Origin of the sequence: Novosphingobium resinovorum (assembly GCF_001742225.1) — a bacterium.
Classification (GTDB): domain Bacteria; phylum Pseudomonadota; class Alphaproteobacteria; order Sphingomonadales; family Sphingomonadaceae; genus Novosphingobium; species Novosphingobium resinovorum_A.
Map to the genome: position 1 here is coordinate 748,251 of NZ_CP017076.1, position 16,654 is coordinate 764,904.

Here is a 16,654-nt window from a genome sequence, read left to right on the forward strand (position 1 = left end):
CCTTAACCCCGCCCGCCGCTTGACGCAACCACCTAGTTGGACGGCTGCGTCGATGCGCAATATCGTTGCGTCAGAAGGGCAGCCAGCTCTGCTTTTCGGAGAACTTCATGTAGCCGATATTGGCGCCCAGACGCAGTCCCGCGCCCGCGCGTACGGGAATCAGTACGGTGTTTCCGCGGCGCAGGTAGCTGACGGTAAAGCCGCCCACGAGATAGGCCTGGCCTTCGCCCGCGCCGAACCGATGGAACAGGTCCTGGCTGTCGTAGAGGTTGTAGACCAGCACGAAGGCATTGCCGGCATTCGCGCCGGCGTCGAAGCCGATCGACGGCCCCGTCCAGTAGACCGGGCGCTCGCCTTCCACCTTGTGATGGAGCGTGCCCGAACCGTAGCGCAGGCCCACGGCAAGGGCGCCGCCTGCCTCGCGCCCGATGATGTATGCGTTGGGCTCGCCCTGCTTGGCGAGCAGGTCCTTGATGATGTCCGCGAGGCCCTTGGCGCCTTTGCCGAATACACCTTCGGCTGCGCCGATCAGGTCGTCCTCGCGGTAGGTCGAACCATTGTCCTGCGTCGCGACGGCCGGTGCGGCGGGATAGGTCGGCGCGGGCGTGGGAGCAGGATAGGCCGGCTGCCCGCCGTTCCAGTCGGTGGCGGGTGGCCCTTCGACAGGCGTGCCGTTGCCCGGATCGGTTGCGGGCGGCACCGGCGAATAAGTCGTGCCGCGATTGAGGTCGCCGTCGATCGCCGCATCGGGATCGACGGTCGTGACCTGCGCGAATGCCGGGGCGGCCGAGGTGGCGAGCGCCAGCAACGCCGCCGCCAGCCCGATGACCGACCTGCGACGCGCCCCCCGAACAGTTTGCGTGCGATCTTGCATAGAATGACCCTTCATGGCGTGATTACCTTGCGTTCTCCACGCCGCTCCCGGCGCTTCCCACGTCCCCCGCGCCCCATGCACGGTCAAAACTGGTATCATCGCACAAGAATCCACCGCGCCTGACCTAGCAATGAACGGGCGACGATCCGAGTCGGTTTTGCGGCAGGTCGAACTTGAAACTCGCGGTGAAGCGAGTGTTGAATAAATCTGCATTCTTGCACGCTTGCCCCCTTGCCGCCCCCGAATGCTCCCGTTATAGGCACCGCTCCAAGCCGCATCCGGAGACGTGGGTGAGTGGCTGAAACCAGCGGTTTGCTAAACCGTCGTGCCCTTAAGGGGGCACCCCGGGTTCGAATCCCGGCGTCTCCGCCACCGGCTTGTCCAGCCCCATTCGCGACCATCCGATAAGGCCCTGAGAAATCAGGTCTTTCGGGTGATTCGCGTCCACCCGCATTTATCCCTGTTCGCCTGCAACCGATTCGTCGTGTGGTATAAAATGTGGGATAATTTTCGGATGGGAAAGCTCTCCGCGACCGCTGTCAGGAATGCCACCAAGCCGAGCCGGCTTGGCGATGGTGATGGACTATTTCTCATCATTCAACCCGGTGGCAGCAAGAACTGGGGCTGCCGCGTTCAGAAGCATGGAACCCGCCGCGACTTTGGCGTCGGCAGCGCGGCGAAGGTGTCGCTCGCCCAGGCAAGGGAGCGCGCTCGGGAGATTCGGAGCTGGGGGAGCTCGGCCTCGACCCCGTTTTCGAACCGCGTAAGGCTGACGGCGTGCCTACCTTCAAGGATGCCACTGCCTAGGCCCTAGCAGCCCAGCGCAAGACTTGGCGCAATGAGAAACATGAAGGTCAGTGGCTTCGTACGCTGGAGACATATGTCTTCCCAAAACTTGGCAATGTCCAGGTCTCGGAAATCACCGACCCGATGATCCGCTATGTCCTGGCCGAAATCTGGCTATCCAAGCCTGAGACCGTACGGCGGGTCCGACAGCGTATTGGAGCAGTGCTCGACTGGGCCTTTGCCTCCGGCTTTCGAGAATTAGAGGCGCCGATGCGTGCGGTGACCAAAGGTCTGCCGAAGCAGCCGAAGAATGACGGGCATTTCGCGGCGATGCCCTATACTAAAGTACCCGCATTTGTTGCCAGCCTCAGGAAACGAGGCTCCTTCATCCGGATGGCCCTCGAGTTTGCAATCCTTTGCGCTTCACGATTGGGGGGAAGTTCGCTGCGCGCGATGGGAGGAATTTGATCTGGAGAACTGCCTCTGGACGGTGCCGAAGGAGCGAATGAAGGCCAACCGCGAGCATATCATTCCCCTCACGCGGAGCGCAATTCGGATCATAGAAAGAGCAGCCGCCCTCAAGCTGGGTGATTGACCCCTCGTCTTCCCTGGAGCGAAACGGAACACCCCCGCTGTCAGACATGACGTTGACGAAGCTTCTGCGTGAAATGAAGGAACCCTACACGGCACATGGTTTTAGGTCGGCATTTCGCGATTGGGTGAGCGAAGAGACTGAGCATCCCGGCGAAGTGGCCGAGGCAGCACTTTCTCACGTTGTGAAGGGCAAAACTGACGCTGCGTATCGACGCAGAAACTTGCTCGAAAAGCGCCGATTGCTGATGAATGAATGACTGGTCAGCCTTTTGCGAGCCGCACTGACGCACCTTGCCCCGAAGTCGATGTAGCGAACCGTCACTTGCAGCGAGCGGCCTGACCTCGCCGGCAGCGACCTTCTCCCGCCCTCCAGCAGCCAATTGCACGCTCCCCAGTGAGGTCCGTCCGCCTCCTCTCTTTTGGATCACCTACACTGGGCGATAGGCGACTGTTCGGATCGGAGCCGGTTCGCGGGGCTAGCTGACGATCGCAGGGAGTCGGCAGCCTACCATTCTCGGCCATTTAGCCGCCGATTTCCGCTCCTTAGGTGCGGACTGGCAGCGTCCCATCCTATACGTGTAACGCTGGCCGTAACGAGACCGGCAGGTGCTGGACGATGTACAGAGGTTCGCCGCCATTCCCGCCCGCAAAATGGAGAGGGCTGCTGCTGACCAACTCACCCCATTTGATTAGCTCAGCTTATCGCGACATACGTACTTGGCCGTCTAATCGCTAAGAGGCTGTCGCGCTAACCTCTGCCTCGAAGCAAGAGGACACCCTCTACCTCTCAGAGGACGCCTTCCCGAAGGCAACCGGCACCAGCGACAAGGAATTTTTCAAGATCTCTGGTACCCGGCACATCGAGACCTACTGGGTGCCTGAGTACGTCGAGCTCGCGCTCAGCAAGCTGGTGCCGTTCTTTTCGCGCACGTTGAGCGCCTGAAGGGTCGCGGTCAGGTAACCCGCGTTCCCTCCCACGGCAGCGTCATTTTCGAGAAGGATGGATTATCGGTATGAAGACGATCACGCGCAGCCTCATCCTCATGTCAGGCACAATGCTCGGTTTAGGGATACCGGGTTTGGCCCAGGCTCAGACCCCCGCAGCGAAGACCGCCAGCCAGCCGTCGCGCGCGCAGCAACTGATGGGCGACATCGATCCCAAGCTGGCTCAGCTGACGGACGAAGTCCTGCTCGGTGATGTATGGGAACGGCCTGGCCTCGCCAAGCGGGACCGTAGCCTCGTCACTGTCGCGGCGCTGATCGCCCTCAATCGCCCCGAACAGTTGCGCTCACATATGCAACTCGCACGCCGCAATGGCGTCACTGAGACAGAGATCGTCGAGGCCATCACGCAGCTCGCCTTCTATGCGGGCTGGCCCAATGCGATCAACGCCGTCGGCGTCGCACGTGAGGTGTTTCATCCCAAGAGCGAGGCTGAATGATGCGCGGACTGAGAAAAGCGGCGATGACCATCGGCGCGGCATGTCTGCCGATGCCTGCCGTGGCTGGCGACAACCAAGGAACGGTATCGGGTGTTTCCGTCATCCGGGAAGGCTCGAGCGATAAATCCATTGGCGCGGCCGCCAACTTCACGGGGACCGCGCAAGTCGAGGGCCGCTTCCAGCGCGAGGCGCCGGCACGTATCGGCGGCGGCACCGTAACCTTCGCGCACGGCGCGCATACCGCGTGGCACACGCATCCGCTCGGCCAGACCCTCGTGGTTACGCGCGGTCACGGTTTCGTGCAGCAATGGGGGCAGCCGGCCGAGCGGTTCGGACCGGGCGATGTCGTCTGGATCGGCCCCGGCATCAAGCATTGGCACGGCGCAGGGCCCGACGAAGCAATGACCCACGTTGCGTTGACGGAGAGCAGCAATGGCCAGTCCGTCGCATGGGATGAGCTTGTCAGCGATGCCCAGTACGCGGACGCGGTCGGCCATTAGCCGCGATAGCGCAAAGTCTCCACGAACAGCGCGAAAGCCGGCGATGCGTGGCGACGGCTGGGATAATAGAGGTGGTAGCCGGGAAAGGGTTCGCACCAGTCTTCCATCACCCGGATGAGCTCTCCACGCTCGATGTGGGGCATCACCTGATCCTCCGGGAGATAGGCAAGTCCCAGCCCATCGAGTGCCGAGTTGAGGCGCAGACTGATGTTGTTGAAAACCAGCTGCCCTTCGATCCGGACATTGACCTCGTGCCCGTCCTTGTCGAGATCCCAGGGAAAGATGCCGCCATAGGTCGGCAGCCGGATGCCGATGCAGTTATGAGCGGTCAGATCCTGGGGTGAACACGGCGCGGGATAGCGGGTGAAATAGTCGGGCGAGCCGACGACGGCCATGCGCAGGTCTGGACCGATGCGTACCGCGATCATGTCCTTGGCCAGCTGGTCGCCCAGGCGCACCCCGGCATCGAACCCCCCGGCGACGATATCGGTCAGTCCATAATCGACGACGATCTCTACGCTGATATCGGGATTGTCAGGCAGCAACTTGCGCAACGCCGGCTGGAGTACGGACACTGCGGGATGCTCTCCGGCATTGATGCGGATCTTGCCCGAAGGCTTGTCGCGTAATTGGCTGAGCGAGGCCAGTTCCTGTGCGATCTCCTCAAAACGCGGCGCCACAGTATCGAACAGGCGGTGACCCGCTTCGGTTGGTGAGACGCTGCGGGTCGTTCGGGTCAGCAGGCGCAGGCCCAGTCTTTCCTCGAGCCCCCTAATCGTCTGGCTGAGCGCCGACTGAGAAACACCCAACTGAGCCGCCGCGCGCGTGAAGCTGCGTTCGCGAGCTACCATCACGAAAGCCGCCAGCTCATTGTAGTTCTCGCCTGCCATTGATTAGACCACCTTATGGCGACATGCCGATTATGGCGCCTAATCGCATTCCGGTGCTGAGGCTATATCCAAACCGACAATTCCCCGTGCTGCCTGTGCCGGATTGCCGGGCAGCCTGACGAACCTTCGGATCGACCTCACAATGACGCAGCGCCTTCAACCTTCCGGCGAACCGCACAAGAGCGCCATTCTGGCGATCATCCTCGTGAGCTACGTGATGATCGTTCTCGACATCTCGGTCGTGCTAACCGGCTTGCCCAAGATCCACGACCAGCTTGGCTTCAGCGAGGCCAACCTCGCCTGGGTGCAGAGCGCCTACACGCTGACTTTCGGGGGCTTCATGCTGCTGGGCGCGCGCGCGGGAGACATCCTCGGACGGCGGCGGATGTTCGTGACGGGCCTTGCCATCTTCACGCTGGCTTCATTGGCGATCGGCGCGTCGCCTTCGGTCACATGGATGCTGTCATGGCGTGCGATCCAGGGCTTTGGCGCCGCCGTGCTGGCCCCATCGACGCTGGCCCTGCTGCAGACCAATTTCGCGGAAGGTCATGAACGCACTCGCGCCGTTTCCTACTATGCAGCAGCGGCAGGCGCCTCAGCTACAGTCGGGCTGGTCCTTGGCGGTGTGCTCGCCGAATGGGTGTCTTGGCGTGCAGGATTTTACGTCAACCTGCCGGTCGGCATCGGCCTGATCATCGCGTCCTATCGCTATATCCAGGAGACCCCGAAGCACACGGGTCGCTTCGATCTGCTTGGAGCCCTGACCTCGACGCTAGGCATTGGCTGCCTCGTCTTCGGCTTCATCCGGTCTGCGCAAAACGGATGGAGTGACCCGATCACGATCGTGTCGATTGCTTCAGCGGCTGCGCTCATCGCCGTGTTCATGATGATTGAACGTCGCGCTGCCCAACCGATCCTGCCGCTTGACCTGTTTTCCAGCCGGGTGCGTTCGGGCGCTTATGCTGCCCGGGTACTCTATCTGGCCGCGATGGTCGGGTTCTTCTTCTTCACGACCCTCTACCTGCAGGATGTGAAGGGCTACGGCCCGGCAAAAAGCGGTCTCGCGTTCATCCCGGCGACCATCCTCCATGTACCGTTCGCCATCGCATTTCCCAGACTGGTCAAGACATTCAGTGCCAACTGCCTGATGGTTGCGGGTATCGTGATCGGAATCACGGGCATGGCGTGGCTAAGCTTCGCGGACGCGGGCTCGCCCTACATCATTGCGGTCGCGCTGCCGATGCTGCTGATCGGCGTGAGCCAGGGCCTGACGCTCAGCCCGCTGACGTCCGCTGGTGTGGCCGGAGTGGATAAGGCGAATGCAGGCGCTGCCTCGGGAGCCGTCAACGTCGCGCACCAGATCGGCAGTTCCGTTGGCTTAAGCGTCCTCGTCGCGGTCGCGGGCGTCGCAAGCGCTGGGCTTCAGGGACAGGCTTTCGCCGTCAGGCGTATTGGCGCCGCGTTCGATACCGAGACGGTGATGCTGGTTCTCGCATTGCTGGTGGTGCTCACCACGATCGTCGCCGCAGACAAAGTCTCACAAACCAGACCCTTGGGCGCCACCGGCGCCGCTTGAACAAAGGACAGTTCCCATGAAAACACGTGAACTCGGCCGTACTGGCCTCGAAGTTTCGGAAATCGGCTTTGGCTGCATGGGTCTCAGCTTCGGCTATGGCCCCCCGATGGAGCGCAGCGCAGCAGTAACGCTGATTCGCGATGCCCACGCGCGAGGGGTGACCTTCTTCGACACGGCGGAAGCCTATGGCCCCGGTCTCAACGAGGAAGTGGTGGGCGAGGCGCTGGAGCCAATCCGCGACGAGGTGGTGATCGCAACCAAGTTCGGCTTCGTGAACGGCGTTCCGGCGCAGGGCCTCGACAGCCGCCCGGAGCGTATCCGCCAGGTTGCCGACGAGGCGCTGGGGCGCCTGCGCACCGACAGCATCGATCTGTTCTATCAGCACCGCGTCGATCCCAACGTGCCGATCGAGGATGTGGCAGGCACCGTGAAAGACCTGATCGCAGCGGGCAAGGTCAAGCATTTCGGTATGTCCGAGGCCGGGATAGATGCGATCCGCCGTGCCCATACCGTGCAGCCGGTGGCAGCGCTGCAGAGCGAATATTCGATGTTCTGGCGCGAGCCGGAGAATGCACTGCTGCCGGTGCTCGATGAACTCGGGATCGGCTTCGTCCCGTTCGCTCCGCTGGGCAAAGGCTTCCTGACGGGCAAGATGAGCGCCGATACGGTGTTCGCCAAGGATGACTTCCGCAGCACGGTTCCGCGCTTCCAGACCGACGCCCTTGAGGCCAACCGGGCTCTCGTCGAACTGGTCACGAGCCTCGCGGCCGAGAAGAACGCAACCCCCGCGCAGGTGGCTTTGGCCTGGCTGCTGGCCCAGCGCCCCTCGATCGTGCCGATTCCCGGCACGACCAAGCTGCACCGGCTTGAAGAAAACCTCGGTGCTGTCGCCCTGGAACTGAGCGAGCCTGATCTGGCCCGTATTCGCGACGCGTTGACCGCTATCGAACTGGTGGGCGAGCGCTATCCGGCATCCGCGCAAAGCCTCGTTAATCGCTGATTTGAAACTAAGGATTTCCCATGTCCCAATCCGTTCCCAGCGTCACGTTGAACAACGGCGTGGAAATGCCCAGCCTCGGCTTTGGCGTTTTCCAGGTTCCCGATCCGTCAGAATGCGAGCGCAGCGTGCGTGACGCCATAGATGTCGGCTACCGCCTGCTCGATACCGCCACGTCCTATGGCAATGAAGAAGCCGTCGGGTACGCCATCCGTAGGCACGGCATCGACCGCCGCGAGCTGTTCGTCACCACCAAGCTGTGGATCGAGGACGCCAGCTATGACGGCGCGAAGGCGGCCTTCGAGCGTTCGCTCAACAAGCTGCAGCTCGACTATCTTGACCTCTGGCTGATCCATCAGCCCTACGGCGACGTTTACGGCGCATGGCGGGCCATGCAGGACCTGCACCGCGAAGGCCGCATCCGGGCCATCGGTGTGAGCAACTTCTATCCCGATCGCCTTCTGGATTTCGTGCTGCACAACGAGATCGCGCCCGCTGTCAACCAGATCGAGATTCACCCCTTCCACCAGCAAGACGAGGCGCATGCCTTGCTCGAGGAATACAAGGTTCAGGCGGAGGCCTGGGGACCTTTCGCCGAAGGCAAGAACGGACTGTTCAGCAACGAGTTGCTCGCCTCGATCGGTGCTAAGCACGGCAAAAGCACCGCCCAGGTCGTCCTGCGCTGGCTGAACCAGCGCGGTATCGTCGCGATCCCCAAGTCGGTCCGTAAGGAGCGCATGGCCGAGAACTTCGCGATCTTCGACTTTGCCCTCGATGACGAGGATATCGCCGCGATCGCCACGCTCGACCAGAAGGCCAGCAGCTTCTTCGACCATCGCGATCCGGCGATGGTGAAATGGCTCGGCACCCGCAAGCTCTGATCGAAAGGCGAAACCATGTCAGATGAAGCAGCATCAGCACAGGTCGGCCGGCGCAGCTGGTATACCTGGTAACGATCATGGATAGGGCGACCCGCAAAGTGCTGGCCTGGCGCCTGTCGAACACGATGGATGATGGCTTCTGCGTCGCGGCGCTGGAGGCGGCGCTGGCCCGATATGGCAAGCCCGAAATCTTCGACCCGGATCAGGGCAGGTAGTATACATCGCAGGCCTTCACCAGCGTACTGCGCGAGGCCGAGGTTCGCAACAGCATGGATGGTCGGGGGCGTTGGATGGAAAACGTCTTCATCGAGCGCCTCTGGCGATCCCTGAAGTACGAGTGTGTCTATCTCCATGCCTTCGAAACCGGATCAGAGTTTCGCACTGGTGTTGCCCGGTGGATTACCTTTTACAACACCTTGAGGCCGCACTCGGGTCTGGCCGGACAAACCTCGGCAGAGGCCTATGGGCGGATCGCGCAATCAGATGATGGGGGGCATGCCCCCCCATCATCTCATAACCAAAATGGCGGCATGAACGACAAATGGGATTAGCTTAACTCAGCCGCAAAACTGTCCAAGAAGGCGGGACACCTCACTGTTCTCGCGCCGCGTCGTGGGCGGGTAGATGAGCGCGACCATGACGGCTCAACTCGTTCCGGATGCCATGATGATGGCCAACTGGCGCCGGGGCAAATCCGATGGCTTGCTGGATCATTCGGATCAGGGCAGCCAATATACCAGTGAACAGTTCCAGCGCCCGATGCAGGATAATGGCGTGACCTGCTCCATGAGCCGATCGGGCAATTGCTGGGACAATGCGGCGATGGAGAGCTCCTTTTCTTCCCTCAAGACCGAACGGGTCCGAAAGAAGGTGTATCGGTCCCGCGACCAGGCTCGGGCCGATGTGTTCGATTGTATCGAGCGTTTCTACAATCCCACCCGCAGGCATTCGACGATGGGGCCAGCATAACAAACGCCAGCCCAGATTCCACCACATAAATCAACAAATGACAATAACTTTTATCAATGTTTAATTTTGGAATGTCCGTGTATGCGATGAGGATGCGAACAGGTTCGTGAACAAACTCAGTAAACTGGTCGAGCTGGCGCCCGATGATGTCGCAATGTTGGAAGCCGTCACGGCGCGAAGTCGGAAATATGCCGCTCGGCAGGATGTAATCTGCGAAGGTGACAGACCCGGCCCGGTGTTCGTATTGCTTGAAGGCTGGGCTTGCCGCTACAAGATTCTGCCGAGTGGAACGCGGCAGGTGATGGCATTCCTGATGCCTGGCCACTCATGCGATCTTCACGTGAATATTCTGGCGGAGATGGACCACAGCATCCAGGCAATTTCCCCGGCGATGATCGCCACTATCTCGCGATCCGAAATGCAGGAAATACTGGATGATTATCCGAACATCGCGCGGGCCATGTACGCAGCGCAGCCCATCGACGAGGCGACAATGCGGGCCTGGATCGTCAGCATGGGACGCCGCAGCAGCATCGAGCGCGCGGCGTACCTGATGTGCGAACTCTATGTCCGCGCAAGGAGTATCGGCTTGGCTGACGACGACAGTTTTGCATTTCCCTTATCCCAGCGGATACTTGCGGATGCGCTCGGAATGACGGCTGTGCACATTAACAGGGTGCTCAAGGAATTGCAGCTGCGCGGAGCGACGGAGCTAAATCGCGGCAGTCCGGACATTATTGATCCGATAAAACGCGTTCAGATAGCCGGGTTTGACGAGAACTACCTTCATCGACGTTTGAATAATACGTTTTGAACTACGACAGCAAAGTGCGCCTTGGGTTCCCATGGCCGCGCAATCACAAGGTGCCGATGGGTATTGCTATCGTTACGCCCAGCCCCGGCATTTTATCTTCCAGTCTGATTTCACCGCCATGGGCACTCGCAACCGCCGCCGCCAGGCTCAACCCAAGACCGTTACCCGGCGTCGTCCGGCTCGCTTCGCCACGGTAGAAGCGCCGGACCAGGGCCGATCGTTCCTTGTCGGAAACGCCAGGACCATTGTCCGTTATCTCAACCAGGGCGAAACTGGCCGATTGCCGTAGCGCGAGGCGGATTTGTGTTCCTCGCGGCGTATGAATACGCGCATTGTCGAGAATGTTGCTGGCCGCCTGCGCGAGAAGTTCACGGTCGCCAGCCACGTGAATATCGGGCTCGATCGCCCATATCAACTCTTGCCCGCAGTCCAGTAAAGCGGGCTGGAAACCATCGGCGACAACTTCGACGAGCGCGGACAAATCGATCCGCGCAAACCCTCTACTCAGGCCGCCGCCTTCCACTTCGGTTATGCGTAATATGGCGCTGAAGAGTCGAAGAAGATGGTCGCCCTGCGCCATAGCCCGTTCAACGGCTCCTTCGGTTTGCCCGACCTGATCGAGTTCGCCGCGCAGCCGTAGCAGCGGGGTGCGAAGGTCATGGGCCACGTCGCTGGATACCTGGCGCAAGTTCTCCATCAATCCTGCGATGCGATCGAGCATGGCGTTGAGTGCACAAGCGACGCTGTCGAACTCGTCTTGTCGGCCGCTGACGGCAATGCGACGGGTTAGATCGCCGGCGACGACGGCGTTGGCGGTTTCGGTCACGACCGACAGTCGATGCACCAGATAACGGCCAAGCAGCATGGCGCCGATGGCTCCGGTCGCAAGTACCAGTACGAATGCACCGCCGAACAGCGCGAGGATGGTGCGATCGATCGCCGCGATCGCCACTGAATCGAGCCCCACCGCCAACTTGCTGCCGTCGGAAAGCGTAACCGTCTTGATGCGGATCGTGCCATCCTCATCGCGCATTCCCGGCAATCGGGCGGTCGTGAAACCAACCGCCGGCTTGGCGAACGCAGCATGCCCTCCCAGCCGTCGGCCTGTGGTTGCGAACAGCGCGTAGCTGAAGGCATGCCGGGTTCGCCACGCTTCGCGTCGCTCGATCTCGCGGATAAGAGCGGCATCCAGTCCTTCCTGCGCAAGATCTTCGAGTTCTTCGGCGATCACTCCGTCGCGCTGATGCCGGAATTGCGCATCGGCGGCGAAATAGACGGCCGTGCCCAAGACCAGGATCGCAGCCGCGAATGCCCCGGCGTAGGAGAATGCAATCCGATATGCGGCGCTTGAGCGGATGTCAGGCATCGATGCGCATGCGATATCCCACGCCCCGGACGGTCTCGATCAAATCGCAATGGAACCCTTCGCGAAGCTTGGAACGCATCCGACTGAGATGGCTTTCGACGATGTTCGTCTCCGGGTCGAAATGAAATCTCCATACGTGCTCGAGTATCATGGTCCGGGTCACCGCCTTGCCGGCGTTGCGCATCAGCACTTCCAGGATACCGAATTCGCGCGGCTGCAAGTGGATGGGACGCCGTCCACGCGTCACTTCCCGGCGCAGCATGTCGATCACGACATCGCCCACTTCCAGACGGGTCACCGCGGAGTTGATCGGCGGGCGACGCAGCAGGGCATTCACTCTCGCGACCAGTTCTGCCAGAGCAAAAGGCTTCACGAGATAATCGTCCGCGCCTGCATCCAGCCCGGCTACGCGATCCGCGATGCCGCCCTTGGCCGTGAGCACCAGGACAGGTGCCAATACCCCCGCCTCGCGCAGTTTTTTGAGGACATCCAGCCCCTCCAGCCCTGGAAGCATGCGGTCGAGGATTACTATGTCGAAACTCTCACCGGTTCCGGCCTCGATTGCTTCCAGGCCGCTTTCGACCATATGGACCGCAATGCTGCAGGCGGCGAGGCCGCGTTTGACAAAAACGGCCGTTGCCGGATCGTCTTCAGCCAGAAGTGCGCGCACGATAGCAAACTCCTGCAGTTTCACCCTGCGGCGGTGATTAACCGGGGCCCCGCACGCCAGCCCCGTGTGCCAACAACGAGGCCGTACGAAAAGAGCGTTTACCCCCGTCGAATACGCTTGCCCTGAAAGTAGTGCAGCAGGAACATCGGCAAGGCGAGGATCCCCACGATCCAGTGTACGGTGCTCGCCACCCCTCGCCAATCCTCGTCCCCCACATAATAGAGCAGGAAGCCGCTGACGATGAGCAGCCCGGCCACGCTCAGCAACGAAATGCCCAGCGCCCGCTGGCTCCTGTATGTCCAGCCGCGCCAGACGTGCACGACCAGCAAGCTTCCGAGCCCCAGCAGTACGATCTGCATGGCGGCGCCGTGAATGCGCAGCATCCACGGTTCCAGCGGGTTGGCTTCGGGGCCGAAGTCGCTCTGCACTTGGATGAAGTTGTGCAGCAGCAGCCACGCTACGCCACTGATCCAGAGGGCAGCGCAGCCCCAGCACAAGAGGCGGACTTGCCAGCGTGCGAGCTTGGCGGTCTTGAGATGCAGCATCAGTGGAGCACCCTCAAGGCGCGTCGGTCGATCAGTTCGGCATTCAAGTCGGCAAGAACGCGCTCGGCCATCGCCGGGGATGCAAGAGCGACTTTGGTCATGGCGTCGGCGATGACGCACCGATCGGCGATGACAGTCACGGCATTGTCGGCCAGTACCGGGGCTTGCCGCAGGACATGGGGACTGGTTGCACCTGCGTGATGCCGGCGGCGGTCGTGAAGATTGCTCGAACTCGCCAGGGCCGCATTCCGAACGGCAAGAGAGCCGCCAATCGTTTCATCGGCTTCCCTCAGGTGCACGATTTCCTCCCATTCCCCGAAGACCCGCAGATCGCCCCCGGCATTGACGGTTCCAGACGAGGCCCCAGCTTCCATCAAAGCGTCCACGGCGCAATCGACCGCATATCCCTTGGCGATGCCGCCAAGGTCCAACAAAACGCGCCGGGAAACTGACACGTGGGTTTCGTCGAGGATTTCCACGTCGAGCATGCCGCCGTCCCATTCCTTGTCCCGATACCCGTAGGGTTCGGGCAGGAAGCCCCATTCTACCAGTCGGGTGCCCACGGCCGCATCGAACACGCCATCAGTGCGACGATAGAGGTCCTGCGCAAGCCGCAGGACCTCTATCGTCGCCATGTCAACCGCCACGCTGGCGCCGGAGCGTGCTTTACGCAATGCGGCCAGATCGCTGCCCTCCGAATGGAAGGACATCCGCGCGTGGATGTGCTCGATCCGGGCGAATGCGGAATCGATTGCCGCTGCCGCCACTTTCGGGACGGCGATCTCGACGAAAGTTCCCAGGATCGGTCGGCACCGCCGGGCATTTTCTTCACGCATGTGCAAGAACGATGGCATAAGTCGCCAGCACGCGCCTCACTCCGTCGGTGATATGCTTGCAGGAAAGGGTCGCTCCGGAGACATTCTTGATGTCGCCGCCGAGCTTCAACGACTGACCCGACCGCTTGCCGACGAACTGCTGTCGCCATCGCGGATCGCGGACCTGACCACCATACGCTTCGCGGTAGTCGAGTATCTCGACATCGCGCACCGCCCCGCTGCCGTCCAACGACACAGCATAGGTGATGAACTCGTGCTTGCCCACCACTTCATCGACGATGAACCAGCCGCCGTCCGCCGCGCGCCAGGCGCGAAGATTGTGCGACAGGGGATTTTCCCCCGATGCCTTGCGGATCGCCGCGACCTGTTCGGCAGTCAACGTGCGGAATTGCGGCGTTAAGGCCTGGCGCGGGAACATCTGGTTCTGCGCCTGCTCGACCGTCAGGTATACGGTCGCCTGCGCCGGTGCAGCCAGGGCGAGCGTCGCCAGCGGAAGGATGCGATAGGAAAAATGTGCCATGGCGCGGTCCTAGAAATAATATCCGACCTTGAGACGGAAACGATACTTTTCGAAGTCGTCGGCATTCGTGATACCGTTGACGACAAAGCTCTCGGCAGCAGGATTAGCGTAGTCCTTCGCCCACGGCATCTGGAACAGCGTCGTGAACGTCGCAAAGAAGTGCCGGCCGCCGTAATGCATCGTCGGTCCAAGGTACCAGGCCTGGTTGGTGCGGCTGGAGGCCTTGAAAGGATTGAGCCCTGCCCATTCGCGCTCGTTCTGCAATTCGCCGCCGACCGACCAGTTCGACGTGAAACGATAACTTCCAGCGAAACCGAAATTGACGTCGGTTTCCTTGTCCCAATGCGTAACGAATTCTTCCGAGGTGGGATCTGCGCTTGAATCGCCGAGCAGCTTGCGCCACTCGTAGCCCAGCGTTGCATTGGCCGCGAAGACCAGTTTGTCGTCCAGGAAATTCTTTTGAAGAATCAATCGCGCCTCCATCTCGCGCGTGCGCGGACCGATCGAGGGTTCCAGATAGAGCGCCACCCCGACGCCGTTCGTGTAGGGGCTTGAAATCCGGTAAATTCCTTCGACGGAAACGGATTCCAGACGTGCCTTGCTGAAGCGTCGAGCCGGGTCCGAGGCGAAGTCGGCAAACACTTCGGGCGGCACTGTATCGCCGCTGGGCGTGTTGCCCTTCACGTTCGCGTAAGCCAGGTTGACGTAACCGGACAACTGGAAATTGTCCGTGACGCCGTGCGAAACTTCCGTGCGCGTCTGCAGCAGGTGAAAGTCCCCCTGCGAACGACCCTCGCGCAGCGTAACCCACTGTTCTACCTCCGATTGGTCTTTCGGCAGGGTATCAGTCGTGTAGATGTAACCAAACAGGGGTTCATCCGCGCAAGCGGGCGCCGCCACGAGGGTGCTTGCTACAAAAATTCCCCAAGCGCTCGTTTTCCAGTACGTCACGTCGTCCTCCCTGATGCGATTAATTCGCATTACCGAGAAGCCCGACTTCGGGTGGTTATAAAGTCCCAATGTTCCTGAACAGCCGAGGGTAAGCGCGGCGTGCATGCCGATGCCGAGATCGTGGCGGGCGTGACGAAAGCGACCGCCGGGCTAGTCGTGCTTTTGGGCCATTCCTACGACGGATCGGTGATCAGCGAGGTTGCGGAAGGCGCGGCTAACGGGAAGGGGCTGGTCTACGTCGCCGCTTTCGCTCCGGAGGCGGGCGAGACCGCACTCGGCCTGACCGGCAGGTTCCCCGGCAGCACGCTGTCGGGCGGAGCCAACGACTTCGGCATTCAGCAGAAGCTCTTCCCTGCCCAGTTCGCCGCCGACGTGCCTGCGGCGCAGGCTCGACTGATGGCCGCCGGGCAGCTTCCCGTGATGGATGCGGTACTTTCCGAACCCTCTGCCCAACCGGCGTGGAAGCATGTGCCGTCATGGTTCGTCTATGGCGATGCCGACCGAAACATTCCCCCGGCCGCCATGCACTTCATGGCGCAACTGATCGAGCGCGCCGATGCGGTGCCCCATCCCGCCCAGCGGCGCGTCAATCGCCCACGGCTTGCCGGACCGCAGCGCGAGATACCGTAAAGACCCAATCGGCGCCCGCGTCGGGCTTTGCATGACAAGCGGCGCAGGAACAGATCAGAGCTTCATTGGAGTTAGGCATGTCATTGTCGAACTGGCCGTAACCCCATCCACCACTAGCTGCGCAGCGGCGCGCATCCTTGACGCCAACCTGCACATTGGTGGGTTCACCCGCTACGAAGGATTGCGGCGCAGGAAACACGGCATCGTTGCGCGGCGAAGATTCGTGACGCCACGCCGGCCTGACGATCACCGCGCCATCGGGGAACGAGCGGATGCCCTTGCGATAGGCGCGCACCGCGATGGCGTTTCCAAGGGTGGCCCGGATATCATCGTTCTTCCCCGCCTCGTGCGCAACGCTGATGAGCTTCCAGTCGCGGCATCCGGCGGGAAGGCACGCCATAAACCGGCGCGGCATCGGCTTCCCACCGCACAGTTCCGGCCGCCCCGGAGGCACCCAGCAAGACGAATGAGGCGCCAAGAATGCAGCACGAGATACGGATCATGCGCCCATCCTGCCGGCATCGAGGACTGCCTTGGCAAATGCCACCGGCGCTTCCCGCGGCAGGTTGTGACCGACGCCACTCGCGATCAGCCGGTGCTCATAGGTCCTGCAAACTTCGCGCGGTAGGTAGCCGGATCGGGATGCGGCGCACCATTGGCATCGCCCTCCACGGTGATGGCAAGGATTGTGACGAGCGGCCGGCACTTGAGAAAGCCACATCGTGCTTCATCGCAACCTCCGTTGATGAATGACAGGCAGGATTGTGGCTGCGGTCATTGCGGAACGCCCGTTATCGTTCGTTAGCGCGCGCA

General features: G+C 61.4%; 18 protein-coding genes, 1 tRNA gene and 4 pseudogenes. 13 read left to right on the plus strand and 10 right to left on the minus strand.

The genetic code is table 11. The annotated features are described in order from the left end of the window. Positions 1–70: 70 nt before the first annotated feature. Entirely contained in the window at positions 71–874 is an 804-nt protein-coding gene (locus tag BES08_RS20855; RefSeq protein ID WP_051587005.1) for a DUF1134 domain-containing protein, read from the minus strand. Between the two features lie 280 nt (positions 875–1,154). Here BES08_RS20855 and BES08_RS20860 point away from each other — a divergent pair. From BES08_RS20860 to BES08_RS20870, 6 genes are all read left to right on the plus strand, one after another. After that, positions 1,155–1,246, plus strand: a tRNA-Ser gene (locus tag BES08_RS20860). Between the two features lie 142 nt (positions 1,247–1,388). After that, positions 1,389–1,688, plus strand: a complete 300-nt coding sequence (locus BES08_RS34105; RefSeq protein WP_231958305.1) for an Arm DNA-binding domain-containing protein — start codon at positions 1,389–1,391, stop codon at positions 1,686–1,688. Between the two features lie 56 nt (positions 1,689–1,744). Next, positions 1,745–2,128, plus strand: a complete 384-nt coding sequence (locus BES08_RS34110; protein WP_413783100.1) for a tyrosine-type recombinase/integrase — start codon at positions 1,745–1,747, stop codon at positions 2,126–2,128. Positions 2,129–2,307: 179 nt separating this feature from the next. Next, entirely contained in the window at positions 2,308–2,511 is a 204-nt protein-coding gene (locus tag BES08_RS34115; protein ID WP_231958307.1) for a hypothetical protein, read from the plus strand. Between the two features lie 756 nt (positions 2,512–3,267). Next, complete coding sequence (locus BES08_RS20865; protein ID WP_036527967.1) at positions 3,268–3,696, plus strand: carboxymuconolactone decarboxylase family protein; 429 nt, start codon at positions 3,268–3,270, stop codon at positions 3,694–3,696. Next, entirely contained in the window at positions 3,693–4,196 is a 504-nt protein-coding gene (locus tag BES08_RS20870) for a (R)-mandelonitrile lyase (protein WP_081799125.1), read from the plus strand. The genes BES08_RS20865 and BES08_RS20870 overlap by 4 nt, the downstream gene beginning before the upstream one ends. On the opposite strand, the gene BES08_RS20875 is transcribed toward BES08_RS20870, so the two are convergent. Beyond that, on the minus strand, positions 4,193–5,086 hold the full coding sequence (locus BES08_RS20875; protein ID WP_036527968.1) for a LysR family transcriptional regulator: 894 nt from the start codon (positions 5,084–5,086) through the stop codon (positions 4,193–4,195). The two genes, BES08_RS20870 and BES08_RS20875, sit on opposite strands and share 4 nt — an antisense overlap. Before the next feature lie 142 nt (positions 5,087–5,228). Here BES08_RS20875 and BES08_RS20880 point away from each other — a divergent pair, with 142 nt between their 5' ends. The 6 genes and pseudogenes from BES08_RS20880 to BES08_RS20905 all read left to right on the plus strand — a co-directional run bounded on the left by BES08_RS20880 (position 5,229) and on the right by BES08_RS20905 (position 10,323). Beyond that, positions 5,229–6,662: an MFS transporter gene (locus tag BES08_RS20880; protein ID WP_036528007.1), complete on the plus strand. Its 1,434-nt coding sequence runs from the start codon at positions 5,229–5,231 to the stop codon at positions 6,660–6,662. A 16-nt stretch (positions 6,663–6,678) separates the two neighbouring features. Beyond that, positions 6,679–7,662 (plus strand): aldo/keto reductase, encoded by a 984-nt coding sequence (locus tag BES08_RS20885; protein WP_036527969.1) that lies wholly within the window; start codon positions 6,679–6,681, stop codon positions 7,660–7,662. A gap of 20 nt (positions 7,663–7,682) precedes the next feature. After that, positions 7,683–8,540: an aldo/keto reductase gene (locus tag BES08_RS20890; RefSeq protein ID WP_008828043.1), complete on the plus strand. Its 858-nt coding sequence runs from the start codon at positions 7,683–7,685 to the stop codon at positions 8,538–8,540. Positions 8,541–8,599: 59 nt separating this feature from the next. Beyond that, positions 8,600–9,074, plus strand: a pseudogene (locus tag BES08_RS34120) (transposase); the annotation flags it as partial. A 60-nt stretch (positions 9,075–9,134) separates the two neighbouring features. Next, a pseudogene (locus tag BES08_RS20900) lies at positions 9,135–9,509 on the plus strand (DDE-type integrase/transposase/recombinase); the annotation flags it as partial. Between the two features lie 106 nt (positions 9,510–9,615). Beyond that, entirely contained in the window at positions 9,616–10,323 is a 708-nt protein-coding gene (locus BES08_RS20905; RefSeq protein WP_036527970.1) for a Crp/Fnr family transcriptional regulator, read from the plus strand. A gap of 43 nt (positions 10,324–10,366) precedes the next feature. Here BES08_RS20905 and BES08_RS20910 read toward each other — a convergent pair whose 3' ends face one another. The 6 genes from BES08_RS20910 to BES08_RS20935 form a co-directional block, all read right to left on the minus strand. Then, complete coding sequence (locus BES08_RS20910; RefSeq protein WP_036527971.1) at positions 10,367–11,689, minus strand: HAMP domain-containing sensor histidine kinase; 1,323 nt, start codon at positions 11,687–11,689, stop codon at positions 10,367–10,369. Next, the gene (locus BES08_RS20915) at positions 11,682–12,359 is read right to left on the minus strand and encodes a response regulator transcription factor (protein WP_069709575.1); all 678 of its coding nucleotides are present in this window, start codon (positions 12,357–12,359) and stop codon (positions 11,682–11,684) included. Before BES08_RS20915 ends, BES08_RS20910 begins: the two co-directional genes overlap by 8 nt. A 98-nt stretch (positions 12,360–12,457) precedes the next feature. Further along, a complete protein-coding gene (locus tag BES08_RS20920) occupies positions 12,458–12,904 on the minus strand; it encodes a hypothetical protein (protein ID WP_036527972.1) in 447 nt (148 codons plus the stop codon). Next, complete coding sequence (locus BES08_RS20925) at positions 12,904–13,758, minus strand: FAD:protein FMN transferase (RefSeq protein WP_081799127.1); 855 nt, start codon at positions 13,756–13,758, stop codon at positions 12,904–12,906. Before BES08_RS20925 ends, BES08_RS20920 begins: the two co-directional genes overlap by 1 nt. Continuing rightward, positions 13,733–14,260, minus strand: coding sequence for an FMN-binding protein (locus BES08_RS20930; protein WP_036527974.1), 528 nt, complete (start codon positions 14,258–14,260; stop codon positions 13,733–13,735). Before BES08_RS20930 ends, BES08_RS20925 begins: the two co-directional genes overlap by 26 nt. Positions 14,261–14,269: 9 nt before the next feature. After that, positions 14,270–15,316: a DUF6662 family protein gene (locus tag BES08_RS20935; RefSeq protein WP_231958310.1), complete on the minus strand. Its 1,047-nt coding sequence runs from the start codon at positions 15,314–15,316 to the stop codon at positions 14,270–14,272. Between BES08_RS20935 and BES08_RS20940 the strand changes: the two are divergent. Beyond that, positions 15,305–15,751, plus strand: a pseudogene (locus BES08_RS20940) (alpha/beta fold hydrolase); the annotation flags it as partial. The gene BES08_RS20935 and the pseudogene BES08_RS20940 overlap by 12 nt on opposite strands. A 46-nt stretch (positions 15,752–15,797) precedes the next feature. Here BES08_RS20940 and BES08_RS20945 read toward each other — a convergent pair. Both BES08_RS20945 and BES08_RS34125 read right to left on the minus strand, forming a co-directional pair. After that, complete coding sequence (locus BES08_RS20945) at positions 15,798–16,256, minus strand: cytochrome P460 family protein (RefSeq protein ID WP_236727411.1); 459 nt, start codon at positions 16,254–16,256, stop codon at positions 15,798–15,800. A gap of 84 nt (positions 16,257–16,340) precedes the next feature. Then, a pseudogene (locus BES08_RS34125) lies at positions 16,341–16,519 on the minus strand (alpha/beta hydrolase); the annotation flags it as partial. Positions 16,520–16,654: the final 135 nt, after the last annotated feature.

Bases quoted from the DNA above. Each gene is read 5' to 3' on its own strand.
- BES08_RS20945 (WP_236727411.1), bottom strand. From the start codon at position 16,256: ATGCCGCGCCGGTTTATGGCGTGCCTTCCCGCCGGATGCCGCGACTGG.
- BES08_RS34105 (WP_231958305.1), top strand. From the start codon at position 1,389: ATGGGAAAGCTCTCCGCGACCGCTGTCAGGAATGCCACCAAGCCGAGC.
- BES08_RS20870 (WP_081799125.1), top strand. From the start codon at position 3,693: ATGATGCGCGGACTGAGAAAAGCGGCGATGACCATCGGCGCGGCATGT.
- BES08_RS20880 (WP_036528007.1), top strand. From the start codon at position 5,229: ATGACGCAGCGCCTTCAACCTTCCGGCGAACCGCACAAGAGCGCCATT.
- BES08_RS20925 (WP_081799127.1), bottom strand. From the start codon at position 13,758: ATGCCATCGTTCTTGCACATGCGTGAAGAAAATGCCCGGCGGTGCCGA.
- BES08_RS20855 (WP_051587005.1), bottom strand. From the start codon at position 874: ATGCAAGATCGCACGCAAACTGTTCGGGGGGCGCGTCGCAGGTCGGTC.
- BES08_RS20865 (WP_036527967.1), top strand. From the start codon at position 3,268: ATGAAGACGATCACGCGCAGCCTCATCCTCATGTCAGGCACAATGCTC.
- BES08_RS20910 (WP_036527971.1), bottom strand. From the start codon at position 11,689: ATGCCTGACATCCGCTCAAGCGCCGCATATCGGATTGCATTCTCCTAC.
- BES08_RS20890 (WP_008828043.1), top strand. From the start codon at position 7,683: ATGTCCCAATCCGTTCCCAGCGTCACGTTGAACAACGGCGTGGAAATG.
- BES08_RS20930 (WP_036527974.1), bottom strand. From the start codon at position 14,260: ATGGCACATTTTTCCTATCGCATCCTTCCGCTGGCGACGCTCGCCCTG.
- BES08_RS20875 (WP_036527968.1), bottom strand. From the start codon at position 5,086: ATGGCAGGCGAGAACTACAATGAGCTGGCGGCTTTCGTGATGGTAGCT.
- BES08_RS20920 (WP_036527972.1), bottom strand. From the start codon at position 12,904: ATGCTGCATCTCAAGACCGCCAAGCTCGCACGCTGGCAAGTCCGCCTC.
- BES08_RS20885 (WP_036527969.1), top strand. From the start codon at position 6,679: ATGAAAACACGTGAACTCGGCCGTACTGGCCTCGAAGTTTCGGAAATC.
- BES08_RS20935 (WP_231958310.1), bottom strand. From the start codon at position 15,316: ATGCACGCCGCGCTTACCCTCGGCTGTTCAGGAACATTGGGACTTTAT.